Source organism: Ancylobacter moscoviensis (genome assembly GCF_007559435.1).
Lineage (GTDB): Bacteria > Pseudomonadota > Alphaproteobacteria > Rhizobiales > Xanthobacteraceae > Ancylobacter > Ancylobacter moscoviensis.
Genome location: NZ_VMBP01000002.1, coordinates 682,762 through 709,198 on the forward strand (window position 1 = coordinate 682,762; position 26,437 = coordinate 709,198).

Below are 26,437 nucleotides of genomic sequence, written 5' to 3' on the forward strand. Positions count from 1 at the left end.
CTGCCCCGTTGGCAGGATGAGAGGGAGCCTACAATGACGATACATGCCGAAATCGAGACGCCGAGCCGGGCCAAGCGCCTCAAGGCGGTCTCCTCCGCCGCTCACGAGCGGGTGGATAACGGGGTCATGGCGGCCGCGCCCTTTGCGAGCCGCCAGGCCTATGAGCGCTTCCTGCGCTTCCAGTACCGCCTGCATCGCCGGGTCGAGACACTCTACGCCGACGCGGCGCTGCAGCCGCTGTTGCCGGACCTCGCGGCCCGTTCGCGGCTCGCGGCGCTGGAGCAGGACTTCGCCGATCTCGGCCTCGTGCTGCCGCCGGCCGAAATCGGCCCGGCGCTGGAGACCCCCGAAGCGCTGGGCTGGCTCTATGTGGTGGAAGGCTCGAACATGGGCGCGGCCTTCCTCGCCAAGGAAGCCGTGAAGCTCGGCTTCTCGGACGAGCTCGGCGCGCGCCATCTGGCGGGCCATCCCGACGGGCGCGGCCTGCACTGGCGGCGCTTCACCGCCGCGCTCGATGCGGTCGAGCTGACGCCGGCGGAGGACGCGCGCGTCGAGAGCGCGGCGACGGCGGCCTTCGACCATGTGGAGAAGCTGATCGGCGAAGAGTTCGCCTGAGGCTGGACGACGACGCTGGCTGGTCCGCCGGTCAGCGCTGCGCCGATTGCGGCAGCAGGAACGGCGTGGACGGCGCCCAGCCGATCCGCGCCGTTATGCCGTAGAGCTCGGCGATGCGGGCGTTGGTGAGGACATCCGCCGGCGTGCCCCGCGCGGCGACGCGGCCGCCCTTCAGCGCGACGATCTCGTCGGCCGCCATGGCGGCGAGGTTGAGATCGTGCAGCACGGCGAGGACGCCGACCCCTTCTTCCGCCAGCTCCCGCATCAGCCGTAGGACCAGAAGCTGCTGGGCGAGGTCGAGGCTCGCGGTCGGCTCGTCGAGCAGCAGGTAGCCCGGCCCATCCCCGGCTTCGAGCTGGACGAGGGTGCGGGCGAGCTGCACGCGCTGCTTTTCGCCGCCGGACAGGCGATCATAGGCGGCACCCATCAGCCCGGAGAGCTCGACCCGCGCCAGCGCGCGCTCCACGCGGGCCTGTCCATGGCGCCCGTCGGCGACGCCGATCCCCACCACTTCCGCGACGCTGAACGGAAAGGCGACGTGCACGCTCTGCGGCAGCACGGCCCGCAGCCGGGCGAGCCGGGCGGGCGGCACGCCGACGATGTCGGCGCCGGCCAGCGTGACGCGCCCGTGGCGCGGGCGCAACTCGCCGGCCAGCACCTTGAACAGCGTGGATTTGCCGGCGCCGTTCGGCCCGATCAGCACGGTGACGCGGCCGGGGACGGCGACGGCGGTCGCGCCGTCGAGCAACCGGCGGCCGGCGGCGTCGAAGGTGATGTCGTCCGCGCGGTACATGGCTCAGCCGAACAGCGCCGCGCGGCGGCGCAGCAGCAGCCAGAGGAAGAAGGGCGCGCCGATGCCGGCGGTGACGACGCCGAGCGGCAGCTCGGCCGGGCTCACCGCCGTGCGGGCGACGACGTCGGCGCCCAGCAGCAGAGCCCCGCCGAGCAGCGCCGCGCAGGGCAGCAGCAGCCGGTGGCCGGGGCCGAACAGGATGCGGATCAGGTGCGGCACCACGAGGCCGACGAAGCCGATGACGCCGGCCACCGCGACGGAGGCGCCCGCACCGGCGGCGATGCCGACGATCGCCAGCCATTTGGTCCGCTGAACGTCGATGCCGACATGGAAGGCTTCCGCCTCGCCCAGCGCCAGCGCGTCGAGCGCCCGCCCGAGCCGCATCGCGATGAGCGCCAGCAGCAACATGAAGGGCAGGGCGGCGAGCACCTTCTGCCAGGTGGCGCCGCCGAGCGAGCCGAAGGTCCAGAAGGTGAAGTCGCGCAGCTGCTGGTCGGAGGCGGCGAACACCACCATGCCGGTGCCGGCGGCGGCCAGCGCGCCGAGGGCGATGCCGGCGAACAGCATGGTCGCGACCGAGGTGCGCCCGTCCCGGGTCGAGATGAGATAAAGCGCGACGGTGGCGACGAGCGCGCCGGTGAACGCCATCAGCGGCAGGCCGGCATCGGCCAGCGCCGGCGTCAGCGCGGCGGCGAGGGAGCCGCCCAGCACGATCCAGGTGGCGGCGGCGAGGGCTGCGCCGCTGGAGATGCCGATCAGCCCCGGATCGGCCAGCGGGTTGCGGAAGATGCCCTGCGTGATCGCGCCGGCGAGCGCGATGCCGCCGCCGACCAGCAGGCCGAGCAGCGTGCGGGGGAGGCGCACGTCGAGCACGATGATGGTCTCGCGCAGCGCCGCCCCGGTCGTCCGCTCGCCGTGGAGGGCCGCGCCGAGGATTTCGAGGATCCTTCCGGGTGCGATGGTGACGGGGCCGATGGCCAGCGAGGCGATGAAGGCGGCCGCCACCAGAAGGAGGCAGGCGCCGAGCGCGAGGCCGGCGCGGCGCGGCCGCCAGCGTGTGCCTGCCGTCATGGCGAGGGCGGCGTCGGTCATGGTGCCGCGCTAGCCCAGGCGCGGGTCGGCAGCGCCGGCAGGTTCAGCTCGGGATAGACCATGGCGGCGAGATCGCGCGCCGCCTGCGGCGTGCGGGGGCCGAAGCTGAGCAGGTAGCCGCCGTCGATGCGGTAGACATGGCCTTCCGTTACCGCCTTCGTGCCGGCGAAGGCGGGCATGGTCCGGATCGCGTCGTCGGCGAGGGCGTGGTTGCGGTCCTTCATCAGGACGATGGCGTAGGGATCCGCGCCGAGGATCGCCTCGCCCACCGCCGGCTTGTAGCCTTCGACCGCCAGCAGCGCGTTGCCGATGCCGGCGAGGGCGAACATCGCGTCGGCGCTGCTGCCGGCGCCGCCGACCACCGGCGCGGCGCCGGAGGCGGAGAGCACGAACACCGCCTCGCGCGGCGTGGCGATGCGGCCGCGCAGCTCGGCGAGTGCGGCGAAATCGCTCTCCACCGCCTTTGCCAGCTCCTCGCCGCGCTCCGGCACGCCAGCCAGCTTCGCGATCCGGCGGATATTGGCGACGACGGCCTCGCCGTTCCGGGCCTCGGGAATGCTCTCGAAGGGCACGGCGGCGGACTTCAGCACCTTCACCGCATCCGGCGGGCCGGCGCCGTCGAGCGCGATGATGAGCTCGGGGCCGACCGAGAGCACGCCTTCGGGGGAGAGGGCGCGGATGTAGCCGACATTGGGCTTCCCGGCGAGCGCGCGGGGCGGATAGGTGCTCGACGTGTCGACTGCGACGACGCGGTCCTCCAGCCCGAGAGCGTAGAGGGTCTCCGTCACCGCGCCGCCGATGGCGACGATGCGGCGGCTGGTGGTGGGCCCGGCCTCCTCGCCGTGGGCGGACGGGGCGAATGCGGACAGCATCAGCGCGAGCACAAGCAGGGCGTGCTTCAGGGGAGCTGTCCGCATGATTCATCCTCGCTCGATCATCCGCCGGTCCCGTGGGGAAGGACAGGCTCTTGCGCGAACGGGAACACCTGAGGGGTGGTTGAGGTCAAGTAAAAATACCGAAATATCTTGTTCGTTCATTGTAATAATTAAAATGAAGATGAGAAAATCTATATGTGCCGACGGGTCGAGTTTGCCCGTTGCTGCGTGGCGGCCGAGACAAGGATGTGAATGATCCGGCCGCCCGCCGGATCACTGGAACGGCCTCTCGTCCCGTTCGTGCCTGCGCGGGGCTGGCGCGCGTTGGCCGCACTTCCCCCGGCGCGTCAAATGGCCTAAGCGCCTCGCAATCCCTTCGCACCTCATCCTGGGTTTCCCGCGCGCATGATCCGGCTCGACTCCATCGGCAAACAGAACGGCAAGCAGATCGTCTTCATCGAGGCGTCCGCGACGCTGCTGAAGGGCGAGAAGGTGGGTCTCGTCGGACCCAACGGCGCCGGCAAGACCACGCTGTTCCGCCTGATCACCGGCGAGGAGGCCCCTGACGAGGGTCAGGTCTCGGTCGATCGCGGCATCACCATCGGCTATTTCAGCCAGGATGTGGGGGAGATGGCCGGCCAGACCGTGCTCGCCGCGGTGATGGACGGCGCCGGCCCCGTCAGCACCATCGCCGCCGAGCTGCGCGAGCTTGAGGCCGCCATGGTCGACCCCGACCGCGCCGACGAGATGGACGCGATCATCGAGCGCTACGGCGAGGTGCAGGGCCGCTTCGAAGAGCTCGACGGTTATTCGCTGGAGGGCCGTGCCGCCGAGGTGCTGGCCGGCCTCGGCTTCAGCCAGGAGATGATCGACGGCGATGTCGGCAAGCTCTCCGGCGGCTGGAAGATGCGCGTCGCGCTTGCCCGCATCCTGCTCATGCGCCCGGACGTGATGCTGCTCGACGAGCCTTCCAACCATCTCGATATCGAGAGCCTGATCTGGCTGGAGGCGTTCCTGAAGAATTTCGACGGCGCGCTGATGATGACCTCGCACGACCGCGCCTTCATGAACCGCATCGTCAACAAGGTGATCGAGATCGATGCCGGTACGCTCACCAGCTATTCCGGCGACTACGAGTTCTACGCCCAGCAGCGGGCGCTCGCCGACAAGCAGCAGCAGGCGCAGTTCGAGCGCCAGCAGGCCATGCTCGCCAAGGAGATCGCCTTCATCGAGCGCTTCAAGGCGCGCGCCTCCCATGCCGCGCAGGTGCAGAGCCGGGTGAAGAAGCTCGACAAGATCGAGCGCGTCGAGCCGCCGCGCCGCCGGCAGACGGTGGCCTTCGAGTTCCAGCCGGCGCCGCGCTCGGGCGAGGACGTGGTCAGCCTGAAGAACGTGCACAAGAGCTATGGCGCGCGCCGCATCTATGACGGGCTCGACTTCCATGTGCGCCGGCGTGAGCGCTGGGCGGTGATGGGCGTCAACGGCGCCGGAAAATCGACGCTGCTCAAGCTGGTGACCGGCGCGACGGAGCCCGACGGCGGCAGCGTCGCGCTCGGCGGAAGCGTGAAGATGGCCTATTTCGCCCAGCACGCCATGGAAGTGCTGGATGGCGAGCGCACCGTGTTCCAGGCGCTGGAAGACGCTTTCCCGCAGGCGGCGCAGGGTTCGCTCCGCTCGCTCGCCGGCTGCTTCGGCTTCTCCGGCGACGACGTGGAGAAGCGATGCCGCGTGCTCTCGGGCGGCGAGAAGGCGCGCCTTGTGATGGCGAAGATGCTCTACGACCCGCCGAACTTCCTCGTGCTGGACGAGCCGACCAACCATCTCGACATCGCCACCAAGGAGATGCTGATCGCCGCGCTGGCGAATTACGAGGGCACGATGCTCTTCGTTTCGCACGACCGGCATTTCCTCGCCGCGCTGTCGAACCGGGTGCTGGAGCTGACACCGGACGGAATCCACCAATATGGCGGCGGCTATACGGAATATGTCGCGCGCACCGGGCAGGAAGCACCCGGGCTGAGGAACTGAGCCGCCGTCGCGCGCCGCGGTTCCTGGGACGCGAGTCGCCTAGGGCGCGAGGATCGTGATGTTGCGTGGTCCGGTCGCCACCGGCACACGTTCGCGGCAGGAGGGCGGCTCGCTCAGGACGATGAGGCAGAGGCTGTCGTCGGCCCAGTTGGCGACGACGAGGCGCCCGTCCGTGGTGATCGCGGCGCCCTCGGGATAGTCGCCGGTTCTGGCCTTGCCGATGACCTTGCGCGTCGCACGGTCGAGCAGGGCGACCTTGCCGCTCTGCTGGTTGGTGACGGCGACGGTCGCGCCATCCGCCGAGACGGCGACCCCGTAGGGCATCAGGCCGATGCGGATCCGCGCCACCTCGCGCGTGGTCGCGGTCTCGACGATCGAGAGATCGTTGCTCTGCACATTGGCGACGTAGAGTTCGCCGCCGTCCGGCGACAAAGCGAGCGCGAAGGGCGCCTTGCCTGTCGGAACGACGGCCACGCGCCGCATCGTGGGGATGTCGACCACGCTGATCTGGTTGCTCTCGCGGTCGGCGACATAAGCGCGCCCGGAGCGGGGCTCGACGACGAGGCTCGCCGGTGAACGGCCAATGGCGGCGCGAGCGGTCTCCCGGCCGGTCGCCGCGTCGAGGCGGATCAGCGCATCCGCGCTCCAGTCGCTGACCAGCAGCGCGCGGCCGTCCTCGATCACGGCGATGCCGAAGGGCTCCTTGCCCACCGGGAAGCTCGTTTCCACCCGGCGCGCGGCGACGTCGATGCGCGAGACGAGGCCGAGGTCGGGATGGGTGACGTAGAGGGTGCGCCCGTCCGGCGTCGCGGCGAGGGCGGCGGGGACCCGAGGGGTCTTTATCTCCGCCAGCCGGCGCGCGGCGCGGACGTCGACGAGCGTCACCGCGCCCGCCTGCTGGGAGACGATGGCGGCGACGGGACCGGGCCCCTCCTGCGCCGCCACCGGAGCAGGAGCGAGGAGGGCGGCCGCGAGGAGGGGCGCGGCCAGCCCGGCGTATAGGCGCGTCATTTGCCGGCGGCCTTCGCCTTAAGCCCTTCCAGCCCCTGCTTGATGAAGTCGGTCATCGCCGCCACGGCGGCCTCGTCGTTGCGGTCCTCCGGCGGCTCATTGGTGGTGTCGGCGCGGTAGAAGCGGGCGCTCCACGCCACCTCGCTGCCGTCGCCCGCCGGCTTCACCTCGATGGTGGCGGTGTAGAAGCTGACGGGCAGGGCTTCCGGATTCTCCTTCAGCAGGCGGTAGGAGAGGCGCTTCGCGCCCGTATCGACCTCGTCGAGCCCTTCGGTGATCTCGCCCTTGGCGAGGGTGAGCACACGCTCGGCGCCGGCCGCCTCGCCGCCGGTGACGGCGACCTTCTGGACCAGCGGGTGCCAGTCGCCGATCGTGCCGAAGCCGGAGACGAGCTTCCATACGGCGTCGGGCGGAGCGGCAATGGCGAGGGTCTCGTCGGCGCGCTGCGGCGTCGGGCCATGCGCGGTGGCCAGGAGCGGGCCGAGCAGCAGCAGGCCGAACGCAAGCGCAAGTCTTTGTAGCATCGTCTTTTCCTTCATCGGGAGGGGAGCCGGCCTCGGCGCCGGGAAGACGCGGCGCCGAGGCCGAAGAGAACGGCGAGGCAGAACAGCGCGAGCGCGGCCGGCACCGCGGCGGTGGCCACGCGTACCTGCACCGGCCGGGGGCGCGTGTTCGCCTCCACGTCGGCCAGCAGGGCGGGGGCGGTGCCGAGGGCGGCGAAGCCGAGCCCGGTCTGGGCGGCGAGGGCGCGCAGATGCTCCTCGCGCATGGCGCTCAGATGCTCCGTGCCGGATGCCGGCTCGCCGCCCCACGGCGCGTTGCGCGGATTCCAGCCGGCGCGCGAGGGAGCGTCGGCCGGCGGCGCGCCGGTGCGGTTCTCCTGCGGCACATCCTGCTCGTCGTAGAAGCCGATCTCGCGGCCGTCCTCGTCGAATTTCGGGATCGGCGAAGGCTCGGTGCCGCCGACGCCGACGAGCAGGCCCTGAACATCGCCGGGCTTTGCGTCGAACCCCGGCAGGCCGCCCGCCAGAGGCGGGGCCTCGTGGCCGTCGGTCATGAAGAGAAGGTCCGCCTTCAGCCCGCCGGCGATGGCGAGGGCCGAGTGGACGCCGCGCGCCACGTAGCTGTCGCCCTCCCACGCCATGTGCCAGTCCAGCCCGTCGATGGCGCCGTCGATGGCGGCGAAGTTCTCGCAGACCTCGGCCGGCTCGAAGAGCAGGAAGGTCCGCCGCTCGGTGAAGATGCCAAGCCCGAGGCGGGACTGGCAGGGCAGGCCGGCGAGCAGCGCGCGGGCGCCGCGCCTGGCGGAGGCGAGGCGGGTCGCCGGAGCGCCGTCGAGGACGGTGTCGCGCACGTTCATGCTGCCGGTCACGTCCACCACCAGCAGGATGTCGCGGGCCGTGCGGGTGAGGGCGACGCGCGGCGCGACGAGCGCAGCGAGGATGGCGACGAGCGCCAGCGCCAGCAGCCAGAAGCGCCAGTCGCGCGGGAGGTGGGACAGGGCGCTGCTCATGGCAGTCCCTTGGGCAGGCCCGGAAGATCGGTCCAGAGCCGCTTGGCGGCTTCCGGCGGCATTTCCTCGCCGTCGACGTCGATCTGCGGGAAGTCGCGCACCAGCCGCATGGCAACGTCGAGATTGTACTTGGCGTCCCAGAAGCCGGGATCGAGCACCAGCGCGCGGCGGTAACCTTCCTTGGCGAGGCGCACGAGGGGAACGGCCGGATCGATGCGGTTCGAGCCGAGATGGTCGATGGCGATCCGCAGCCGGGCGTTCGCCATGTCGTAGAGCGCGGCGACGGCGAGGCGGCGGTCCGTGTCGGTCGCCAGCCGGTTGAGGAGCGGCTGGGTCTCGTCGAGCCGGTCGCGCGTGGCGAGGAAGAACAGCCGCGCGAAGCGCAGCTCGGCGGGATCGTCCGGGCTGGCGGCGAGGTCGTGGCCGGTGGCGAGGGAGGCGATCAGCGCGTTGTCGCGGTGGTCGACGACGAGCCGTCCGCCGAACCACGCCGCCGCCGCGAGGCTGAGCGCGAGTATGGCCGAACTCGCGAGGATGATGAGGCGCCCCGCGTTCATGCCGCCCTCCTCATATCCGTCGGGATGGCGACGCGGGCGGCGCTTGCGGGGGCGAGCCGGCGCTCGGCCAGCTTGGCGCCGAGAAGCATCGCCACCAGGATGCCGGCAAGCGCAAAGGCCGGTCCGGCGAGGTCCTGGCGGGGGATGCGCTCGAGGTAGCGAATGGGGCGCGTTTCCTGCCGGTCGATCTCCGCGATGGCCTCCGCAACCGCTTGCGGGCTGGTCGCTTCGAAGGCGCGATAGGGCAGGCGCAGGCTCTGCAGAAACAGGTGCAGATGCCGCTCCGGATTGGCTTGCGGCGTATCCTCGCCGGGCGGCGGCACGTCGAAGATGCCGCGGGCACCGCGCGAGCGCAGGAACAGCCAGTAGAGATGCACCGGCGTGCGGGCGGCGGCGTCGCGCAGCGCTTCCTGCACCCGGCGATCGATCAGCGCGGCGCCATCGGAGACGAGCAGCACCGCGCGGGAGGCTTCGGCGGTGTCGCCGGCGAAGGAGGAGAAGGCGAGGGCGAGACCCCGGCCGACATCGGTGAAGGCGAGGCCCGGCCGGTCGATGGCGTCGATGGCGGCGTCCACCACCTCGTGATGGTCGGTCAGCGGCAGCACCGGCATGGGCGAGGTGGAGAAGGCCGCCACCGCGATGCGGTCGTGCGGCCGGCGGGCGACGAACTGCGCGAGCAGGCGCTTGGCGGCGGCGGACTTGGATTCCTGGTCGCCGGTCGGGGCCCGGTCGGCGAAGTTGTTGTCCATGCTGGAGGAGCGATCCAGCAGCAGGACCAGATGGGCGCCGGTGCCCTCGCGCTCGACGCTCTGCTCACGCCGGTGCAGGCCGGCGAGGCCCAGTACCAGCGCGGCGATGGCCGCGATGCCGGCGAGGCACAGGACGGCGGACAGGATGCGGGACAGCGGGTCCGTCGGCACCAGCGCGACGGCGGGAACGGGGCCGCGCCGGAAGACCGAGCCGAGGAGGGGCAGGAGGGCGAGCGCCAGCAGGCCGAGCACGAGGGGATGGTCCACGCCCCACTCCCGCGTCAGGCCGTCGATGATGGCGCTCGCCCAGCTCATGCGCCGCTCCGCTCGATGGAACGCAGCCGGCGCGCCAGTGCCGCCAGCTCCGGCGGCGGCAATTCCTTCAGGGCACCAGCCGTGTCGTCGCCGAAGAAGGCGCGGCGCGAGGCGGAGAACAGCCGGCGCACCTCCGCTTCCGCCGTCCCGAAGGGGGGATGGCCGGCGAAGAAGGCCGGCAGGTCCTCGGCGAAGACGCCTTTTCCGGCGGTGCTGTCGAAGGCGCGGTGCAGGGCGAGAAGCGCGCCGCGATAGGCATTGGAGGTGACATCGGTCGATGCCGCCAGAAGCGAGGTGACGGCACGCGCGGCACGCGCGAAGGGGCGGGAGCGGCGCCAGCCGAACGGCCCCCAGCCCATCTGCCAGGCAAGCACGCCGAGGGCGGCGAGGGCCACCGTGAGGGCGGCGACCAGCCCGCGCCATGCGGGGACCATCGGGATCGGCTGTGGCGGCAGGTCGGGACGCAGCGCCAGCGCCTGCCCCGGCCCGGTGCCGACGATCTCCCGCAGCGGCGACATCAGGAAGGACCAGGCGGGCACCTGCACGGGCACGCGCCGGGTGCCGTCCACCGCCGAGAGCGCGAGCGCGGGAATGTCGAGCCGGCGCGGCTCCAGCGGCGCATAGAAGGTCTGATAGACGAGGTCGAGCGTGTAGCGGCGGACGCCGGCCTCGATCCCGTGATCCGAAAGCCGGACGTCGCGCAGGTCGAGCCAGTAATCGAGGGCGCGGGGCTGAGGCAACGAGGCGGGATCCAGCACGAAAGGCGCGTCGAGCGCGATCTCGGCGGTGAGCGTGAGCGTGTCGCCGATGACGTGGCCGAAGGGGCGCGGGGCGTAGAGCTCGACCGAGCGGAGCTGCGCCAGCGCGGGGGCGGGCAGGAAGGTCAGCAGCAGGATCGCCACGCGCGCGAGCCGCCCCATTCAGCCCTCCATCAGGCGGCGCGCCAGCGCGTCGGTGTCGAGCGCGTCTTTCAGTTCGACGGCACGCAGGCCGCGCCGCGTGAATGTCGCCGTCAGCGCCTGCCGGCGCGCCTCGGCCTCACGGCGCCAGCGCGCGCGCAGCGAGGGACGCAGGAAGACCAGCCGCGTGGCGCCGGTCTCCAGATCGCCGATTTCCATGAGCCCCCAGCGCGGCAGGCGTTCTTCCGCCGCGCTGTCGCGGACGACGACCGGGACAACGTCATGCCGCCAGAGCGCATCCAGCAGGCGCTCGATGTGCGCCGACGGCATCAGGAAGTCGGAGACGAGGAAGACCAGGCTGCGGCGCGAGGGCAGGCGTTCCGCCGCCTCGACGAGGCCATCGGTTCCCGATCCGCCGGGCCGCGCGGCGAGAAGGCGCTCGCGGACCTCCTCTTCCAGCCCCCGGCGGCGGGCGAGGGGGATCGTCACGTCCTCGCGCAGATGCACGTCGGCGCCGTAGAGGGCGAAGCTGTCGCCGGAGCGGACGGCGGAGAGTGCCGCCAGCGCACACAGGTCGGCGACCCGGCCGGCAACGGCCTCGCCGAAGCGCATGGAACCGGAGAGGTCGACGAGGGCGACGACGGGTACCGACCGGCGCGGCGCGAACTGGCGCACATGCAGCTCGCCATGGGGATCGCGCAGCGAGACGCGCAGGTCGATGCGGCGCGGATCGGGCTGGCGCAGCAGCGGGACATGGCGCCGGAACTCGCCTTCCGTGCCCTCGCCATGACCGGGATGGGCGCCGGGAAAGATGCCTTCCGGCCGCCAGCGCAGCCGGTAGGGGATCGGCCGCCGCTCGTCCGTGCCGTCCTGCGGCGCCGTCATGGCGCCGGCACCCGCTCGAAGACGCCGGCGATGAGCGCCCCGACGATCTGCTCGCGGCGCAGCTCGTAGACCGGATCGATGAAGACGCGGTGGGCCATGACTTCCGGGAAGACGGCGCGCAGGTCCTCCGGCACCAGCATGTCGCGCCCTTCGAGCCAGGCGCGCACGCGGGCGGCGCGTACCAGATAGGACATGCCGCGCGGACTGGCGCCGCCCTGCACCAACCGGCCCATATCGACGCCCTCGACGACGATGCCGTGGCCGGCGGGATCGCGCAGGGCTTCCCACAGGGAGACGACATAGGCTTCCAGCGTCGGGCTGGAGTGCACGCCGGATTGGATGGCACGCGCCACGGTCTCCAGCGCCTCGGGATCGAGCACGCCGCTCTCGACCTCCATCAGCAGCGCGTCGACGTCGTGGAAGCGCGGGTCGAAGACGAGGCTGCGGCGCGCCTCCGCATCGGCGGGCATGGCGACCTGCACCTCCATGAGGAAGCGGTCGCGGGCGGCGGCGGGCAGTTCGAAGGTCTCCTCGCGCTCCACCCGGTTGCGGTCGGCGAAGACCTGAACGTGCGGGAAGCGGTATTCCCGGTTGAAGGCGGAGACCGAGCGCTCCGCCATCAGGCGCAGCAGCAGCGAGTGCACCTGCGGGCGGGCGCGGTTGATCTCGTTGAAGAAGAAGACGGAGAGCTGCTCGCCCTGCCGCAGCAGAGGGCCGGGATCGATGCGCGGACGCCCGTCCTCGCCGAGATGGGCGTGATAGATGAGATCGGCGGGCATCAGATCGATGGTGCCCTCGATGCGCTCGAAGGCACCACCGATAGCCCGGGCCAGCGCCCGCAGCAGCGTGGTCTTGCCGACGCCGACATCGCCTTCGAGCAGCACGTGGCCACGGGCGAAGGTGGCGATGGTGAGCAGGCGAATGACCCGCTCCTGCCCGAGCACCACCTTGCCGATCTCGCGCTCGAAACGCAGCGCATGGCCCTGCCAGTCCGACAGGACGGAATCGGTGTCGCGAACGATGCGCATCCGGGCAACCCTTCAAGCACGCGGGCGCGGCGATGGCCGGCGCCCCAAAAGGGCGCGGCCCACGTCGAGGGCAGAACCCGTCGAACGTTGGCCGCGCCAGTTGCCCACAAACCGGGCGGCTTGCCCGGAGGATCGCGGGGTGGACAGGAGAATGACGTCCACCCGCAAGTGGGTTCGTGAAAGCCAAATGGCCGGGACGCCGCAGCGCCCCGAGGGAAGCGTCCGCGAGGACGCTCAGTTCGCGCTGATCTTGCTGACGTCGAACACGAACTTGCCGGTCTTCTTGAAGTTCTCGACGCGCTGGGCGTTGCGCTGCTCCATCGCCTTGATGGATTCCGACTGCTTGTTCAGCTCCTTCGGATCGTGCTTGGGATCGTACTTCGACCCGGCGACCTTGTCCGGGTAGCCCGGCTTGGGTTCCCAGCAATTGCCGGGAGCCTTGCAGTTGGTGCCGTCATAGGCGCTCGCGCCTCCTGCCATGGCGAGGGCGAGAGCCCCGGCGCCGGCGAGGGAAAGGGCGAACTTCACGCTGCGATCGATCATTCTCATGGGACGTCTCTCCTCGTCGTTTCCACCCGTCTTCAGCCGGCGGTTCAGCCCGCCGGTCCGCCGCACGCCTCGGGCAGCTCTTCGGCCGGCTCGATGTGCTTGGCGCTCGCGTCGAAGGGCTTGAACTGGCTGCGCTGCTCGTCGGTCAGCCAGACCGCGCCCTTCGGATCGTCCTTGTAGAGGTGCCGGACCCAGGCCATGACGAGCAGCATCTCGTTCATGTTCAGCGCGCCGTACATCGGGCCCATCTGACCCTGCGCGCCGCCGAAGATGGTCTCGAAGAGGCCCTGGTCGGTCTCGTTCTTCGGATAGGTCCAGTAGGAATCGTTGAGCCCCGGCCCGATCTTGCCCTCGGCGTAATGGCCGTGGCAGCCCGAGCACATGGACAGGAAGAGCTCATGCGCCTTCGGCAGGCACGCGAGGTTCTCGTTGTAGATGTTGACCCCGGTCTCGAGGAACGTCTTCACCGCCTTGGTGTCGCGGCCCTCCTCCGGCGCTTCCGAAAGCTCCAGCGGCTGGCCGGTGACGGTGTTGGTCAGCATGATCGCGGCGCGGGCGCCGAGGGATGCGAGGTCAAGACCCGCCACGCCGGCCCCGAGGGCTCCGGCGACCAGCAGGGCGGCCGCCTTCCTGGTGAAAATCTTCTTCTTCATTGAACCTTGTTCACATGCGAGATCGGGGAGGCGCCGGCGGCCCCGGGCGGGCCTGCCGGCGGATCGGGATCAGGTATTCGGCTTCAGCAGCGGAATGCCTTCCTGCGAGAGGATCTGCTCGATCTGCGGCCGCGCCTTCTCCAGCGCCGCGTCGATCTCCTTCAGCAGGGCGGGGTCGTTCTTGCGCACGCCGATGGCCTGGTCGTAGTGCATCGGGATCGGCTTATCGTTCGGCCGGTCGACGTCCTTGCTGATGACCGTCATGCGCAGCGGCGTGGAGGACGCCTTCACATAGCGCGCGACCTCGGGGGCGAAGGCGATGCCGACGTCGGCCTCGCCATTGGCGACCTCGGTGACGATGCGGTCGCCGGGCACCTGGACCCACTGGTTGCGGCGCGACTTGAAGTTGACCAGCGAGTACATGTAGGCCGCGTTGTCCTCGAAGCGGCCGATGCGCTTCAGCATCGTCTCGGCCGGCGAGTAGAAGCGGACGGCGAAGCGTGACTGGTCCTTGATCTGCTGGTCTTCCCAATCGCTGGCGGTGATGTCGCGGTCGGCCTTCGTCACCAGCACGTAGCCGGTGCGGTAATAGGGCTTGGAGGTGAGCATGCGCTCGTCGCCGACGTCGACGCCCATCACCACGTCGCAGTTGTTCTTGTCGAGCTGGTCGCGCACCAGATAGATGCCCGGCTGGTCGGTGCGCACGAACACCGCCTTGCGGCCCATGGCCTGCGCCAGGACGGTGGCGATGCGGTCCTCGAAGCCGGTGGAGTCGGCGGCCGAGAACGGCGCCTCGGCATTGGAGGCGCAGATGCGCAGCTCGTTCGGGTTGCGGCCGGCGTTCTTGTCCGCCTCGACGGTCGCGGCGGATGCGAGGCTGGCGAGGCCGCATCCCGCGAAGGCAAGGCCCGCGGCGAGGGCGAGCCGGCTGATGGCCTGTCGCTTGGACATGGGGGATCCTCCTTGACCGGGGTGGTTGCGGCGGCGGGCAGGGGCTGCCCGGCCGGGCGCGGATCGATTTCGGGGCGAAGGGGCCGCCCGCCGCGTCAGGAGGGCGCGGCGGACGGCCTTTTCAGGTGCGGCGAGAGGGTCAGCCGCCCTGGATCACGGTGGTGGAGTATTCACCCACGTTCGGGTCGTCATACGGGCCCGCGCCGTCGAGCGAGAACACCATCACGCCGCCACCCATCTGGGTGTAGTGCTGGAGCTGCTTGAACGCGCCCACCGAGCCGAGGCCCGCGGTCGGGTCGTTGAGGTCGAACACCAGGCCGACGCCCGGCCAGCCGCCGACGCCGTAGTAGATGGCGACGTACTGCTTGCCCTCATGGGTGTAGGTCATCGGATGGCCGATCACGCCGGAGGGCAGCTTGAACTTCCAGAGCAGCTCGCCGGTGTCGCTGTCGCGGGCCTTGATGAAGCCGTCCAGCGTTCCGTAGAACATCACGCCGCCGGCGGTGGCGAGCGTGCCGCCCCAGGCCGCGAAGCGCTCCATCACCTGCCACTTGTACTTGTTGTTGATGGCGTCGTAGGCCTTGACCTGGCCGAGGCCCTCATAGGTCTGGCGGTCGCCCTTCGGGCCCGGATACATCCACAGGGTCGCGCCGACGAAGAACTGGCCGGCACGGTAGGGAAGCATGAAGGGCTCCCAGTCCATGCAGATGTGGTTGATGCCCATGAAGAAGGACTTGCGCTCCGGATCGTAGGAGTCGTGGCCCTGGTTGTGGTAGCCCATCGCCGAGGGGCAGATGTCGCGCGCCTTGTGGTCCATGCGGGTCGCATATTCCGGGTCGCGCTGCGGCAGGCCGGTCTTGAGGTCGACCTGCTTCACCCAGTTGACGGTGTCGTCGAGCTTGTCCGCCGAGACCAGGTCGCCGTTCTCACGGTCGAGCGTGTAGACGATGCCGTTGCGGTCGGGATGGGTGAGAAGCTTGCGCATCTTCCCGTCCTTGTCCTGCTGCTCGGAGAGCATCATGACGTTGACGCCGGCGTAGTCCCACTCGTCATGCGGGGTCTTCTGGTAGCCGAACTTGGCGTTGCCGGTGTCGATGTCGCGGCCCCATATGGTCATGGTCCACTTGTTGTCGCCCGGACGCATCGTCTCGTTCCACGGCGCCGGGTTGCCCGAGCCGTAGTAGAAGAGGTTGGTGTCGGGATCGAAGGCGTACCAGCCCCAGTTGGTGCCGCCGCCGATCTTCCACGCCTCGCCTTCCCAGGTCGCCTTGCCGAGGCCCTTCTGGCCGTAATGCGGGTTGGCGCTGTTGAAGTCGTCGGAGAGACGCACTTCCTCGTCCGGGCCGGTGGCGTAGGCGCGCCACTTCTGGGCGCCGGTGGCGATGTCGTAGGCGGTCACGTAGCCGCGCACGCCGAGCTCGGCGCCGGAGGAGCCGACGAGCACCGTGTCCTTCACCACATAGGGGGCGATGGTGAGGGTCGAGCCGACCTTGATGTCGGAGTTCTCGAGCTTCCAGTACTCTTCGCCGGTCTTGGCGTTGAGGGCGACGACATGGCCGTCGAGCTGGGTCTTGATGATCAGCGGGCCGACCGTGCCGTTGCCGGGCCAGTAGGCGAGGCCGCGGTTGACGACGTCGCAGCAGGCCACCGCGCGGGCGGTCGGATTCTGCTTCGGCTTGTGCTGCCAGAGGATCTTGCCCGGATCGTCCAGCCCGACCGCGAAGGTCGTGTTGGGGAAGGGCGAATGGATGTACATCACGCCGTCGACGACGAGGGGCGTGCCCTCATGACCCGACAGCACGCCGGTGGAGAAGGACCAGGACGGACGCAGCTGCTTCACGTTCTGCTTATTGATCTGGTTCGCTTCGCTGTAGTTGTTGGCGCTGTAGTTCTTGCCCGTCATCGGCCAGTTGTCGGTGCTCTTCGACAGCTCGACGAGCTTGTCGTTCGCCACCGCCGGCGCCATGGCGCCGAGGCCGAGCGCCGTCGCCATGGCGGCGGCGACGGAGAGCGCGGACACCGAAGTGTGCAGTCGGCTCATTGGACTTTCCTCGCGTTTCCTATTCCCAGGCCGGTCCGCATCCCCTTTTGGCGAGGGAGCGGACTTCTCGCTTTCTTCCGCGCCGCGCCCGCCGGAAACGCCCCATCCCGGAAGATGCGGCGTTTGTACGGGTGTTATTTGCGGCGCGGAGAGAAATTCTTATGAAGTTTTCAATATCTTCGTTATTGTCTGAGTATTGTTTGCCGTGTTGGCTTTTCGTGTCTGTAGGCAAGTTGGAAATTCTCGACGGGAACTTTTCCATGCCCGCCCAGAGAATGTGCCGAAGCGCGCCGGCAATCTTGCCGATGGTTCAGAAAAATGATTTCCTGACAGTGCATTGGTGTGATGGCGCGGGTGCTCGCGCTGCTCGTCACTATCAATGCTGAACGCTGTTTCCGGCTCACGGTGAGGCGGTGGCTGAGTTCTTTCGGGGAAAGATCATAAGAAGTTTATAAGTATAGATGAACGCCGTTCCGCTTCTCCTCATCCGCGCGCTTTTCGGCGCGGCCGTCGTCGTCGCTCTCGCGGGCTGCTCGGACGAGCGCGAGCCGGAGCGTCGCGAACGCGTGGCGGCGCCGGCGGGCGATGCGGTAGCGCGGCTCACCTGGCTGTCGCCGACCGACGGGACCGAGCCCGCCCTGTGGCTGGCGAGCCGCGAGGCGGGCAGCGACGTCGCTCCGTCCGATCCCGCGGTGGCGGACTGGCGGGTGCGCCTCGCCGATGCCGATGACCGCTTCGGCGAGACCGACCGGATGATCGCCAACCGGGCGGTGCAGCTGGAGACGATGCTGGGGGAGATAAAGGTCGCCGAGCCGGCGCGGGAGCTCCTGGCGGACTTCTCGGGGCTGGCGGCGAAGGGCTCGCGCAGCGGCTTCAGCGACCTCTGCCAGCATTATTACAATCTGCGTGCCCGGGGCCTCTCGCGCGACGCGGCTCTCGCCGCGCTTCGCTCCGAGGGCGGGGGCAAGGCCGGGGAGGGGGCGCCATGAGCGCCTTCGCCCCCGAGCCCCCCTTCAGCTTCTGGCACGGGCGTTCGCTGCGCTGGCAGATGATGGCGGCGGTGATCGCCATCAATCTCGGCGCCGCGCTGGTGGCGGTCGTGGTCATCATCGCCAATGCGCGCCGGGCGACCGAGATCGAGATGAACGCCTCGCTTTCGGTGGCGGAGCGCTTCGTCGCCGAGACGGTGGAGCGGCTGGCCGGGAATCAGGACGGCGGGAACGGTGCCGCCTCGCTCGCGCAGCTGCCGCTGCATATCGGCGGACTGCGCCATGTGCGCATCCGCATCGAGGACGCGCAGGGCAATGCCGTCGATCTGGCGCCGACGGGCGACGACGACGGTGAGGATGGCGCGGACGAAACGCCGGTGCCGGGCTGGTTCGCGGCCCTGGTGAGCGTGGACGGGGTTGAGCGCGATATCCCGGTCGTGGAGGGCGGGCGCGTCATCGGCCATGTGCGGCTGGCGGGAGAGGCCTCGGACGAGATCGCCGAGGTCTGGAACGACATGTCCGACCTCGCGCTGCTGGCGCTGGTGGTGAATATTGCGGTTCTCGGCGCGCTCTATCTCGTGCTGGGGCGGCTTCTCCTGCCGCTGAAGACGCTCTCCGCCGGTCTCCACGAGCTGGAGGAAGGCCGATTCGGGCACCGGCTGGCGCGGCCGAAAGTCCGCGAGCTCGCCCTGATCGCCGACCGCTTCAACGCGCTCGGTACCGCGCTGAACGGGGCCCGTGACGACAATGCCCGTCTCAACGAGCACATCATCCACCTGCAGGACGAGGAGCGCCGGCAGATCGCCGCCGACCTTCACGACGAACTCGGCCCCTGCCTGTTCGGCCTGAGGGCGAATCTCGAATCGGTGGATCGGCTGGCGGGGCGGGCGGAGCCGGACCTCGCCCGTCGCATCGGCGAGCGCACCGGCACCATGGCGGAGATCCTCGACCGGGTGCAGGACCTCAACCGGCGCCTGCTGCGCAAGATACGGCCGATGGCGCTCGGCCATGTGCCGCTGGCGGCGGTGATCGCCGACCTCGTCGCCGATTTCGAACGCCATTCCCCCGGCCGCTCCTTCCGCCTCTCGGCCGAGGGCGTGGCCGACCGCTACGGCGACAGCGTGGACATCACGGTCTATCGTTGTATCCAGGAAGCGGTGACCAATGCGCTGCGCCATGGCGAGGCGCGCAACATCGCGATCACGCTGCGTGACGAGACGGCGGCGGGCCGGCTCTGCCTCGTGGTCGAGGATGACGGGCTGGGCGTGCCGGCCGGCGCGGCGCGCGGCTTCGGACTGCTCGGCATCGAGGAGCGGGTCGGGGCGCTCGGCGGAAGCTGGCGGCTCGTTCCGGCAACGCCACGCGGCACGCGGGTGGAGATGAGCGTGCCGGTGCGTGTCGCCCCGGCGGACGGCGCCAACAAGCAACCCGGCAAGCGGGAAGGGGCCACGACGACATGACGAGCGTGCTGGTGATCGACGACCACCCCATCGTTCTGCAAGGCTGCCGGCGGCTGCTGGAGGATGCCGGCGTCGAGCGGGTGCTGGAAGCAAGCACCGTGCTCGGCGGCTATCGCGCCTTCCGCCGGGAAAAACCGGACGTGGTGATCGTCGATCTCGCCCTGCACGGCAACGGGCTGAGCGGGTTGATGTTGGTGCGCCGGCTGCGCGCGCAGAACACCCGCACGCCGATCCTCGTCTTCTCCATGCACGGCGATCCGGTGATCGCCAGCCGGGCGCTGGAGGCGGGCGCCACCGGCTATGTGCTGAAGGATTCCTCCTCCGGCGCGCTGCTCGAAGCCTTCGAGCGGGTGCGGCGCGGCCAGCCCTATATGAGCCACGACCTCGCCATGCAGGTGGCGCTGCTGGGCTCGCGCAAGGAGGCGCCGCTCGCCGACATCACGCCGCGCGAATTGCAGACGCTCTCGCTGCTGGCGGAGGGCAAGGACTACGCCCTCATCGCCCACGAGCTGGGCATCAGCTACAAGACGGTGGCCAATACGTGCTCGGCGCTGAAGTCCAAGCTCGGCGCCAACAGCCTGCCCGAGCTGGTGCGCTGCTCGATCCAGTATCTGTCGTCCTCGCCGGCCGGCATGGGCGGGCGCCCTTCGCGGCTGTCCTAGCGCGGCCCGCCGTGGAGCGGGCCGCGGCTTCGGCTCAGGCGGAGGCCCCTGCGAGGTACCAGTGCGGGATGTCGAAGGGCACCGCCGTGCGCTCCTCCACCGTCGCCACATCCACGCCCGGCGCCAGCTCGACGAGGGCCAGCCCGCCGCCGCGCCAGACCTTGAACACGCACAGATCGGTGATGATCAGGTCGACGACGCCGCGGCCGGTGAGGGGCAGGGTGCACTCGGGCAGGATCTTCGGCTCGCCTCTGGCGGTGTGTTCCATCAGGACGATGACGCGCTTCACGCCCGCCACCAGGTCCATCGCCCCGCCCATGCCCTTCACCATCTTGCCGGGGACCATCCAGTTGGCGATGTCGCCGGTCTCGGACACCTGCAGGGCGCCGAGGATCGACAGGTCGATATGCCCGCCGCGGATCATGGCGAAGCTGTCGGCGGAGGAGAAATAGCTCGTCGTCGGCAGCTCGGTGATGGTCTGCTTGCCGGCGTTGATGAGGTCGGGGTCCTCCTCGCCCTCGAAGGGGAAGGGGCCCATGCCGAGCATGCCGTTCTCGCTCTGGAGCTGTACGGAGATGCCGGGCGGGATGTGGTTCGCCACCAGCGTCGGCAGGCCGATGCCGAGGTTCACGTAGAACCCGTTCTCCAGCTCGCGGGCGGCGCGGGCGGCCATCTGATCTCGTGTCCAGGGCATCAGGCGGGCTCCTTCTCGCGCGTGCGGACGGTGCGCTGCTCGATGCGCCTGGGCGCATCCGGCACCGGGACGAGCCGGTCGACGTGGATGCCCGGCGTGTGGATGTGATCGGGGTCTATGGCGCCGGGCTCGACGAGGATCTCGACCTCGGCGACGGTGACCCGCGCGGCGGTCGCCATCATCGGATTGAAGTTCCGGGCGGTCTTGCGATAGGCGAGGTTGCCCTCGGTGTCGCCCCTGTGGGCGTGGACGATGGCGAGATCGGCGGTGAGTGCGCGCTCCATCACGTAGTCGGCCCCGTCGAAGTGCCGGACCTCCTTGCCCTCGGCGACGATGGTGCCGACGCCGGTGCGGGTGAAGAAGGCGGGGATGCCGGCGCCGCCGGCCCTTATGCGTTCCGCGAGGGTACCCTGCGGGTTGAACTCCAGCTCCAGCTCGCCGGACAGGTACTGTTCCTCGAACAGCTTGTTCTCGCCGACATAGGACGAGATCATCTTCGCGATCTGCCGGGTCTCCAGCAGGATGCCGAGGCCGGCGCCGTCGATGCCGGCATTGTTGGAGATGACCGTCAGCTCGCGGACGCCGGAATCGCGGATGGCGTCGATGAGGGCCTGTGGGATGCCGCAGAGCCCGAAGCCTCCCGACATGATGGTCATGCCGTCGAAGAGGAGGCCGTCGAGCGCGGCGACGGAATCAGGGCGAAGCTTGCCTTGCGCCATCGCGTCTCTCTTTCAGGGTGGGAATGGAGGATGGGGCGGCCGGAAGGCCGCCGGAGCGGGGGACGCTCCGGCGGCAGAGGCACGCCGGCCGGCGTGAGCCCGGCCAGGCTCAGGCGGCGTCGGCGCGCTCGGGGACCGGCAGGCCGAGCCAGTCCTTGTAGAAGGTGTCGATGTCGGGCTCGAAGTCGCGGATCACCGGATACCAGGGCGTCGGCGCCTCGACGTCATGCAGCGTGCCGCATTCCGCGCAGTAGTACTCGCGCAGCACCTGCCAGGAGGAGGTCGGCGCCATCAGGCGCGGATAGAGCTCCTCGAGCTCCTCGGCGGTGTCGCGGACATGGATGTGCGCGTGCAGCTTCCAATTGTCCCGCCAGTCGCAGAAATCGTGGCCGCACTGGCAGCGGACCGTCCATTTCTTGCTGACCTTCTGCTGCACGATGTACAGCTTCGGGCCGAGCGGCAGCACGATGCGGTCGCTCCACGGCACCCGCTCCTGAAGGATCTCGATATAGGTCGCGAAGCGCTCGGGGTCCTTCGGGGTTGAGAGCATCTGGTGCAGCGTGTCGTGATCGACGGTGCCGTCGATCAGGTCCGCGATCTTGGCGCGCGTATAGGCCATGGTGTTTCCTCGCTTTGTTTGTTGATGAGGTGAGCGGGCCGACGTGACCGCCGGCCCGCCTGGCGTCATTCCTCGACGAACTGCACCGTCTTCACGTCCGGCAGCTCGGACACGTCCATGGAATAGCGCGAGCCGTAATGCGGCACGCCGATCTCCTCCTCGGTCAGGATCCAGCTCTCCGGCAGGTCCCAGAAGGAGCGGAAATCGGCCTCGAAGCGCGGCCCGAGCTTGAAGGAGGCGGCGAACATCTGCCGGACCTGGGTGCCGGCATCCTTGGCGAGGATCTTCTCGCGTTCGCCGCGCATCCAGTCGCGCGTCGGCACCGAGGTGGCGATGCGCTGCTTGCGGATCGCCACGCGGCGTTCCTCGGTCGCGGGGGCGTCGAGCACATAGGCGCCGTCCGCTTCCTTCTTCGCCACCACGCCATAGACGGAGAGGGCGAAGCGCTCGATCAGGTAGCCGCCGTTGAGGTCGTCCACCACGCTCTGGGGCACGCGGTCGAGCGGATCGCCGAAGCCCGGCCCGCCGCGCATGTAGTTGAGGTAGAGATCGTAGTCGGCAAACATTTCCTCGGTGGTGATGGCCTGCTTGTCGCGCTTGATGACGGCGCCCTTGATCAGGTCGTCCCAGACGGGGTTCTGCGGATCGGTGTCGCCGCCGAGCGGGATCGGCTTGCCGGAGGCGATCAGCTCCTTGAGGCCGGTATCGTGCGCGGCGAAGCGGTAGCCGGAGGCCGCCGGATAGCCGCCCATCAGGCCCCAATCGGACGAGATGTGGCCGTTGCCCATGAAGAACATGGTCCAGTCCTTGGCGTTCCAGACCAGACGCAGGCTCTCGAAGCCGCAGCCGCCGCGGTACTTGCCGGCGCCGCCGGAAGACGCCTTGATCTGGCGACCGAGATAGACGAGCGGCTCGGCCAGCTCCCAGATCTCCATGTCGCCCATGTCGCCTTCGGGGTTCCAGATGGCGGCGGCGTGGGAGAGGCCGTCCTGCACCGCGGTGGCGCCGGTGCCGTTCGCGGCGCATTCGAACGAGTTCACGGCGTGGATCTCGTCGTACTGGTTGAAGCCGCCGCCCTGCAGCCAGTTGGAGGTGTTGGCGTTGCCCGCGTTCACCTCCTCCAGATAGCCGCGCCCGAAATAGGAGCGCGACAGGCCGCGCCACAGCGCCGTCCACGCCGAGACGAGGAAGTGCCAGCTGTAGGAGAAGGCGACGCGGCGGTCGTCCGGGTTCATCCACGTGCCCTTGGGCAGGCGGAACTCGGTGCCGTAGGCCGCGCCGTCATTGATCATTTCCGACGGGATCAGCGTCTGGGTCATCATCACCCAGATGCCGGAGGTGAAGCTCACCTGATGGGCGTTGTAGGTGTGCCAGCCCCAGCGGCTGGAGCCTTCGAAGTCGAGGCGCCAGGTTCCGTCGCCGCGGATGGTGATCTCCGAGGGGGCGTGCATGATGGTGTCGAGCTTGGCGAAGTCCGAGGGCACGCGCACGTCGGGATGGGCGTAGGGGACGTCAACGAAGCCGACCTGCCGGTACTTGCCGGGGATGGTCATCGCCTTGATGCGGTTCTGCAGGCCAAGCCGGCCGTGCTCGACCGCCTCGTAGGCGAACTTCCAGTAGGCATCGATGCCTTCCTCGGAGATCACCTCCTCCACCAGCTTGCGGATCATGTGGCAGCCGGCGATGCGGGTGCGCTCGTCCAGCATCCAGTAGCGGGTGGTGCGCACCATGCGCTGGCTCTCGTGCAGCCAGTCGCGGAACAGCGTGTCGTTCTCGCCGACCTTGCGGCAGGTGATGGAGTAGCCGTCGCCGAAGCGCTGCACCTGGCCCGTCGCCATCGAGCCGGGGCCGACGGCGCCGGTGTCGATGACATGGGTGACGCCGCCGACCCAGCCGATCAGCTCCCCCTCCCAGAAGATCGGGACGATGGTGTGGATGTCGCAGGGATGGACGTTTCCGATCAGCGAGTCATTGTTGCAGAAGATGTCCTTGTCGCGCACGCCCGGGTTATGCTCCCAGCCGTTCTCGATCATGTACTTGATCGCCGCGCCCATGGTGCCGACGTGGATGATGATGCCGGTCGAGGTGAGGATGCTGTCGCCGGCGGCGTTGTAGAGGGTGAAGCAGAGCTCGCCCTCCTGCTCGACGATCGGCGAGGCGGCGATCTTCTTGGCGGTCTCGCGGGCATCGACCACGCCGGCACGCAGCCGCGAGAACAGCTTGTTGTAGAGGATGGGCTGACTGTCGCGCAGCGCCATCGTTTCCATACCGGCGTAGCAGCCGGTCTGCTTGGTCGCGTCCATGATGCGGTCGCGGTGCTGCTTGAGCGTTTCGCCGCCGCGGACGATGCCGCCGGTCGACGCGTCGAGATCCTTGTCGCGAACACGGATGTTCATCTTCGGTTTCCTCCTGGTTTTCGGCTTGTCGTGGCGGTCAGACTTCCTTGAGGTGGAACAGCCGGTGGCCGTCCAGGAAGGTCTCGAAGCCGTCGGGGACGACGAAGGTGGTGGCGTCGGATTCGATGATGGCCGGCCCGACCACGCGGTTGCCGGGACGCAGCGCTTCCATCCGGTAGAGCTGCGCATCGACCCAGCGCTTCTTGCGGTAGAACTTGCGGGTGCCGATCTTCGCCTCTTCCGGGGGCGTCTCGCCTTCCAGCGGCTCCTTCGGGATCTTCGGCTTCGGGATCGGGACCGCGCCGCGCATGATGGCTCCGGTGACCGAATAGCCGAGCTCCGGCGAGCGGGCGGAGGCGGCGTAGACGCGGCCATAGGTGGTGTTGAAGGCGTCGACGAGCTGTTCCCAGTCCTCGGCGGTCGAGGCGTTCGGCAGCGGGGACTCGATCTCGAGGTCGTTGAGCTGCCCGCGATACTGCATGCGGTAGCCGGGCTGCAGCGTCACCTGCTCGGGCGCGTAGCCGTTGAGCTTGAACTCCTCCAGCACGTTGTGGGTGAGCTCCTCCCACGCCGCCTGAAGCGTCTTTGCCGCCGCCTCGCGCTGATCCGCCGGGGCGTCGGGCGCGAGGTTGATGTCGAGCGACTTGTCGTAGCGGTACTCGAAATCCGCCGCCGCGCAGCCGAAGGCGGAGAAGCCCGCCGCCCAGGCCGGCACGATGACGTCCTCGAAGCCGAGACCCTCGGTGTAGCCGTAGGTGTGGACCGGGCCGGCGCCGCCATAGGAGAAGCACACGAAGCTCTGCGGGCTGTAGCCCTTGCCGGAGATCATCGAGCGCAGATAGTCGCGCAGGTCGCTGTCGAGCAGCTCGATGACGCCGGCCGCCGCGTCCTCGACCGACAGGCCGAGCGGATCGGCGAGCTGCGTCTTGATGGCATCGACGGAGCGCTGGCGGTCGAGCTTCACCGCGCCGCCGAGGAAGTTGTCGGGGTTCAGATAGCCCAGGACCATGTGGCAGTCGGAGACGGTGACGGTCTCGATGCCGCTTTCCTTCCAGCACACGCCGACGCGGTAGCCGGCCGAGTCCGGGCCGAGCTTGATCGCCTTGGTGTAGGGATCGAGCCGGATGAAGGAACCGGCGCCGGCCCCCACCGAATCCATCGCCACCAGCGGCAGCGACAGGACGAGGCGCGCCATGTCCGGGTCGTTCTTGATGGTGAGCTCGCCCTGGGTAATGAGGGCGACGTCGAAGGAGGTGCCGCCGATATCCGAGCAGGCGATGTTGTTGTAGCCCAGCACCTCGCCGAGATATTTCGCGCCGATGACCCCGCCGATGGGGCCGGACACGATGGTGCGGGCCAGTTCCTTGGCCTTCCACGAGATGGTGCCGCCATGGGTGGCCATCACGCGGAAGTCGAACTTGGTGCCGCGGTCCTTGAAGGCGTCCGAGATCTTCTTCAGCGTCTGGCGGGAGGGCTCCGCCGCGTAGCCTTCGAGGATGGTGGTGTTGGTGCGGTGGGTCTCCTTGCGCACCGGATAGTAGTCCGCCGAGGCGAAGACCGGGATCGTCTTGCCGCTCCTGCCGATCTCCTCGGTGACGATGTCGCGCACGCGGCGTTCATGCGCCGGGTTCTTGTAGGAGTGGAGCAGGCTGATGACGATGCCTTCCACGTCGGCGGCGATCAGCTCACGGGCGGCCTCGCGCACGCTGTCCTCGCGCAGCGGGATGACCACCGTGCCGGACATGTCGATGCGCTCGACCACGCCTCGCGTGAGATTGCGCGGCACCAGCGGCGGGTCGTAGCGGTGGGTGTTGAGGTGGATGCGGTCCTCATAGGCGTAGCCGAGATAGGCCTGGATCGCCCGGCCCATGCGGTGGAAGTCCTCCAGCCCGCGATTGACGATGAGGCCGCATTTCAGGCCCTTGCGCTGCACCACGCGGTTCAGCATGGCGGTGCCGGAATAGACGCCGGTCTGGAGCTGCTTGAGGGCGGCGTCGAGCGAGAGGCCCCAGTTGCCGAGGCCGTCCTCGCTGGAAGCGATCAGGCCGAGGGCCTCATTCTGCGGCGTGCTCTGCGCCTTGCCGACGACGAAGTCGCCATCGGAATCGACGAAGAACGTGTCCGTCATGGTGCCGCCGGCGTCGATGCCGAGCACCTGCACGTTTCTGTTGGTCGGAGAATGGATGTTCACAGGCGTCCTCCTGGTGTTCAGCCGGCTTCTGCCGAGCCGGGCCACAGGGAGAACGCAGAAGGCGTGCCAGTATCGGCGCGCCGTTGCCTGTCGAGTATTCGCAGATACTTACCGCGACCGCGAAGAGTGTCTTCGCGCTTGCATCCTGTCCGA

25 protein-coding genes are annotated in these 26,437 nt (G+C 69.2%); 5 read left to right on the forward strand and 20 right to left on the reverse strand.

Annotated features, from left to right (window positions below; genetic code table 11):
- Window positions 1-33 precede the first annotated feature (33 nt).
- Window positions 34-615, forward strand: coding sequence for a biliverdin-producing heme oxygenase (locus FO470_RS09315; protein WP_144342642.1), 582 nt, complete (start codon window positions 34-36; stop codon window positions 613-615).
- A 31-nt stretch (window positions 616-646) separates the two neighbouring features.
- On the opposite strand, the gene FO470_RS09320 is transcribed toward FO470_RS09315, so the two are convergent.
- From FO470_RS09320 to FO470_RS09330, 3 genes are read right to left on the reverse strand one after another with little or no spacing between them, the layout of a single operon-like run.
- Entirely contained in the window at window positions 647-1,408 is a 762-nt protein-coding gene (locus tag FO470_RS09320; RefSeq protein WP_144342643.1) for a heme ABC transporter ATP-binding protein, read from the reverse strand.
- Window positions 1,409-1,411: 3 nt separating this feature from the next.
- Entirely contained in the window at window positions 1,412-2,500 is a 1,089-nt protein-coding gene (locus FO470_RS09325; RefSeq protein ID WP_246659531.1) for a FecCD family ABC transporter permease, read from the reverse strand.
- On the reverse strand, window positions 2,497-3,417 hold the full coding sequence (locus FO470_RS09330; protein WP_246659532.1) for a heme/hemin ABC transporter substrate-binding protein: 921 nt from the start codon (window positions 3,415-3,417) through the stop codon (window positions 2,497-2,499). Before FO470_RS09330 ends, FO470_RS09325 begins: the two co-directional genes overlap by 4 nt.
- A gap of 363 nt (window positions 3,418-3,780) precedes the next feature.
- On the opposite strand from FO470_RS09330, the gene FO470_RS09335 reads away from it, so the two are divergent.
- Complete coding sequence (locus FO470_RS09335) at window positions 3,781-5,403, forward strand: ABC-F family ATP-binding cassette domain-containing protein (RefSeq protein ID WP_144342645.1); 1,623 nt, start codon at window positions 3,781-3,783, stop codon at window positions 5,401-5,403.
- Window positions 5,404-5,442: 39 nt separating this feature from the next.
- Here FO470_RS09335 and FO470_RS09340 read toward each other — a convergent pair whose 3' ends face one another.
- The 12 genes from FO470_RS09340 to FO470_RS09395 form a co-directional block, all read right to left on the reverse strand.
- Window positions 5,443-6,414 carry a YncE family protein gene (locus tag FO470_RS09340; RefSeq protein WP_144342646.1) on the reverse strand — a complete coding sequence of 324 codons (972 nt, stop codon included), beginning with the start codon at window positions 6,412-6,414 and terminating at the stop codon, window positions 5,443-5,445.
- A complete protein-coding gene (locus tag FO470_RS09345; protein ID WP_144342647.1) occupies window positions 6,411-6,938 on the reverse strand; it encodes an SRPBCC family protein in 528 nt (175 codons plus the stop codon). The genes FO470_RS09340 and FO470_RS09345 overlap by 4 nt, the downstream gene beginning before the upstream one ends.
- Before the next feature lie 11 nt (window positions 6,939-6,949).
- Window positions 6,950-7,927, reverse strand: coding sequence for a vWA domain-containing protein (locus FO470_RS09350; RefSeq protein ID WP_144342648.1), 978 nt, complete (start codon window positions 7,925-7,927; stop codon window positions 6,950-6,952).
- Window positions 7,924-8,484: a hypothetical protein gene (locus FO470_RS09355; RefSeq protein WP_144342649.1), complete on the reverse strand. Its 561-nt coding sequence runs from the start codon at window positions 8,482-8,484 to the stop codon at window positions 7,924-7,926. The genes FO470_RS09350 and FO470_RS09355 overlap by 4 nt, the downstream gene beginning before the upstream one ends.
- Complete coding sequence (locus FO470_RS09360; RefSeq protein WP_144342650.1) at window positions 8,481-9,548, reverse strand: vWA domain-containing protein; 1,068 nt, start codon at window positions 9,546-9,548, stop codon at window positions 8,481-8,483. The genes FO470_RS09355 and FO470_RS09360 overlap by 4 nt, the downstream gene beginning before the upstream one ends.
- Window positions 9,545-10,468, reverse strand: a complete 924-nt coding sequence (locus tag FO470_RS09365; protein WP_144342651.1) for a nonribosomal peptide synthetase MxaA — start codon at window positions 10,466-10,468, stop codon at window positions 9,545-9,547. The genes FO470_RS09360 and FO470_RS09365 overlap by 4 nt, the downstream gene beginning before the upstream one ends.
- On the reverse strand, window positions 10,469-11,332 hold the full coding sequence (locus FO470_RS09370; RefSeq protein ID WP_144342652.1) for a DUF58 domain-containing protein: 864 nt from the start codon (window positions 11,330-11,332) through the stop codon (window positions 10,469-10,471).
- Window positions 11,329-12,360 (reverse strand): AAA family ATPase, encoded by a 1,032-nt coding sequence (locus tag FO470_RS09375; protein WP_144342653.1) that lies wholly within the window; start codon window positions 12,358-12,360, stop codon window positions 11,329-11,331. The genes FO470_RS09370 and FO470_RS09375 overlap by 4 nt, the downstream gene beginning before the upstream one ends.
- A 234-nt stretch (window positions 12,361-12,594) precedes the next feature.
- Window positions 12,595-12,909, reverse strand: a complete 315-nt coding sequence (locus FO470_RS09380; RefSeq protein ID WP_144342654.1) for a methanol dehydrogenase [cytochrome c] subunit — start codon at window positions 12,907-12,909, stop codon at window positions 12,595-12,597.
- Window positions 12,910-12,953: 44 nt separating this feature from the next.
- Window positions 12,954-13,562, reverse strand: coding sequence for a cytochrome c(L), periplasmic (gene moxG, locus FO470_RS09385; RefSeq protein ID WP_144342655.1), 609 nt, complete (start codon window positions 13,560-13,562; stop codon window positions 12,954-12,956).
- 69 nt (window positions 13,563-13,631) lie between these two features.
- Window positions 13,632-14,513: a methanol oxidation system protein MoxJ gene (gene moxJ / locus FO470_RS09390; protein ID WP_144342656.1), complete on the reverse strand. Its 882-nt coding sequence runs from the start codon at window positions 14,511-14,513 to the stop codon at window positions 13,632-13,634.
- 139 nt (window positions 14,514-14,652) lie between these two features.
- Window positions 14,653-16,554 carry a methanol/ethanol family PQQ-dependent dehydrogenase gene (locus tag FO470_RS09395; protein WP_144342657.1) on the reverse strand — a complete coding sequence of 634 codons (1,902 nt, stop codon included), beginning with the start codon at window positions 16,552-16,554 and terminating at the stop codon, window positions 14,653-14,655.
- Window positions 16,555-17,015: 461 nt separating this feature from the next.
- Here FO470_RS09395 and FO470_RS09400 point away from each other — a divergent pair, with 461 nt between their 5' ends.
- Genes FO470_RS09400 through FO470_RS09410 form a run of 3 tightly spaced genes read left to right on the forward strand, consistent with a single transcriptional unit; the run spans window position 17,016 to window position 19,665 of the window.
- Window positions 17,016-17,543 (forward strand): hypothetical protein, encoded by a 528-nt coding sequence (locus FO470_RS09400; protein WP_144342658.1) that lies wholly within the window; start codon window positions 17,016-17,018, stop codon window positions 17,541-17,543.
- Window positions 17,540-19,003: an ATP-binding protein gene (locus FO470_RS09405; RefSeq protein ID WP_144342659.1), complete on the forward strand. Its 1,464-nt coding sequence runs from the start codon at window positions 17,540-17,542 to the stop codon at window positions 19,001-19,003. Before FO470_RS09400 ends, FO470_RS09405 begins: the two co-directional genes overlap by 4 nt.
- Window positions 19,000-19,665 (forward strand): response regulator transcription factor, encoded by a 666-nt coding sequence (locus tag FO470_RS09410; RefSeq protein WP_144342660.1) that lies wholly within the window; start codon window positions 19,000-19,002, stop codon window positions 19,663-19,665. Before FO470_RS09405 ends, FO470_RS09410 begins: the two co-directional genes overlap by 4 nt.
- A 34-nt stretch (window positions 19,666-19,699) precedes the next feature.
- Here the strand turns inward: FO470_RS09410 and FO470_RS09415 are convergent, their stop codons facing one another.
- The 5 genes from FO470_RS09415 to FO470_RS09435 all read right to left on the reverse strand — a co-directional run bounded on the left by FO470_RS09415 (window position 19,700) and on the right by FO470_RS09435 (window position 26,284).
- Window positions 19,700-20,359, reverse strand: coding sequence for a CoA transferase subunit B (locus tag FO470_RS09415; RefSeq protein WP_144342661.1), 660 nt, complete (start codon window positions 20,357-20,359; stop codon window positions 19,700-19,702).
- Window positions 20,359-21,078 (reverse strand): CoA transferase subunit A, encoded by a 720-nt coding sequence (locus FO470_RS09420; protein WP_144342662.1) that lies wholly within the window; start codon window positions 21,076-21,078, stop codon window positions 20,359-20,361. The genes FO470_RS09415 and FO470_RS09420 overlap by 1 nt, the downstream gene beginning before the upstream one ends.
- Window positions 21,079-21,187: 109 nt before the next feature.
- Window positions 21,188-21,697 (reverse strand): acetone carboxylase subunit gamma, encoded by a 510-nt coding sequence (locus tag FO470_RS09425; protein ID WP_144342663.1) that lies wholly within the window; start codon window positions 21,695-21,697, stop codon window positions 21,188-21,190.
- Window positions 21,698-21,762: 65 nt separating this feature from the next.
- Window positions 21,763-24,093 carry a hydantoinase B/oxoprolinase family protein gene (locus FO470_RS09430; RefSeq protein ID WP_144342664.1) on the reverse strand — a complete coding sequence of 777 codons (2,331 nt, stop codon included), beginning with the start codon at window positions 24,091-24,093 and terminating at the stop codon, window positions 21,763-21,765.
- A gap of 37 nt (window positions 24,094-24,130) precedes the next feature.
- Window positions 24,131-26,284: a hydantoinase/oxoprolinase family protein gene (locus FO470_RS09435; RefSeq protein ID WP_144342665.1), complete on the reverse strand. Its 2,154-nt coding sequence runs from the start codon at window positions 26,282-26,284 to the stop codon at window positions 24,131-24,133.
- Window positions 26,285-26,437 lie beyond the last annotated feature (153 nt).

Excerpts from the sequence above, each read along its gene's own strand:
- FO470_RS09340 (WP_144342646.1), bottom strand. The coding sequence starts at position 6,414 with ATGACGCGCCTATACGCCGGGCTGGCCGCGCCCCTCCTCGCGGCCGCC.
- FO470_RS09345 (WP_144342647.1), bottom strand. The coding sequence starts at position 6,938 with ATGCTACAAAGACTTGCGCTTGCGTTCGGCCTGCTGCTGCTCGGCCCG.
- FO470_RS09375 (WP_144342653.1), bottom strand. The coding sequence starts at position 12,360 with ATGCGCATCGTTCGCGACACCGATTCCGTCCTGTCGGACTGGCAGGGC.
- moxG (WP_144342655.1), bottom strand. The coding sequence starts at position 13,562 with ATGAAGAAGAAGATTTTCACCAGGAAGGCGGCCGCCCTGCTGGTCGCC.
- FO470_RS09380 (WP_144342654.1), bottom strand. The coding sequence starts at position 12,909 with ATGAGAATGATCGATCGCAGCGTGAAGTTCGCCCTTTCCCTCGCCGGC.
- moxJ (WP_144342656.1), bottom strand. The coding sequence starts at position 14,513 with ATGTCCAAGCGACAGGCCATCAGCCGGCTCGCCCTCGCCGCGGGCCTT.
- FO470_RS09365 (WP_144342651.1), bottom strand. The coding sequence starts at position 10,468 with ATGGGGCGGCTCGCGCGCGTGGCGATCCTGCTGCTGACCTTCCTGCCC.
- FO470_RS09355 (WP_144342649.1), bottom strand. The coding sequence starts at position 8,484 with ATGAACGCGGGGCGCCTCATCATCCTCGCGAGTTCGGCCATACTCGCG.
- FO470_RS09330 (WP_246659532.1), bottom strand. The coding sequence starts at position 3,417 with ATGCGGACAGCTCCCCTGAAGCACGCCCTGCTTGTGCTCGCGCTGATG.
- FO470_RS09395 (WP_144342657.1), bottom strand. The coding sequence starts at position 16,554 with ATGAGCCGACTGCACACTTCGGTGTCCGCGCTCTCCGTCGCCGCCGCC.
- FO470_RS09350 (WP_144342648.1), bottom strand. The coding sequence starts at position 7,927 with ATGAGCAGCGCCCTGTCCCACCTCCCGCGCGACTGGCGCTTCTGGCTG.
- FO470_RS09370 (WP_144342652.1), bottom strand. The coding sequence starts at position 11,332 with ATGACGGCGCCGCAGGACGGCACGGACGAGCGGCGGCCGATCCCCTAC.
- FO470_RS09405 (WP_144342659.1), top strand. The coding sequence starts at position 17,540 with ATGAGCGCCTTCGCCCCCGAGCCCCCCTTCAGCTTCTGGCACGGGCGT.
- FO470_RS09335 (WP_144342645.1), top strand. The coding sequence starts at position 3,781 with ATGATCCGGCTCGACTCCATCGGCAAACAGAACGGCAAGCAGATCGTC.
- FO470_RS09315 (WP_144342642.1), top strand. The coding sequence starts at position 34 with ATGACGATACATGCCGAAATCGAGACGCCGAGCCGGGCCAAGCGCCTC.
- FO470_RS09325 (WP_246659531.1), bottom strand. The coding sequence starts at position 2,500 with ATGACCGACGCCGCCCTCGCCATGACGGCAGGCACACGCTGGCGGCCG.
- FO470_RS09410 (WP_144342660.1), top strand. The coding sequence starts at position 19,000 with ATGACGAGCGTGCTGGTGATCGACGACCACCCCATCGTTCTGCAAGGC.
- FO470_RS09425 (WP_144342663.1), bottom strand. The coding sequence starts at position 21,697 with ATGGCCTATACGCGCGCCAAGATCGCGGACCTGATCGACGGCACCGTC.
- FO470_RS09400 (WP_144342658.1), top strand. The coding sequence starts at position 17,016 with ATGAACGCCGTTCCGCTTCTCCTCATCCGCGCGCTTTTCGGCGCGGCC.
- FO470_RS09415 (WP_144342661.1), bottom strand. The coding sequence starts at position 20,359 with ATGCCCTGGACACGAGATCAGATGGCCGCCCGCGCCGCCCGCGAGCTG.
- FO470_RS09320 (WP_144342643.1), bottom strand. The coding sequence starts at position 1,408 with ATGTACCGCGCGGACGACATCACCTTCGACGCCGCCGGCCGCCGGTTG.
- FO470_RS09420 (WP_144342662.1), bottom strand. The coding sequence starts at position 21,078 with ATGGCGCAAGGCAAGCTTCGCCCTGATTCCGTCGCCGCGCTCGACGGC.
- FO470_RS09360 (WP_144342650.1), bottom strand. The coding sequence starts at position 9,548 with ATGAGCTGGGCGAGCGCCATCATCGACGGCCTGACGCGGGAGTGGGGC.
- FO470_RS09430 (WP_144342664.1), bottom strand. The coding sequence starts at position 24,093 with ATGAACATCCGTGTTCGCGACAAGGATCTCGACGCGTCGACCGGCGGC.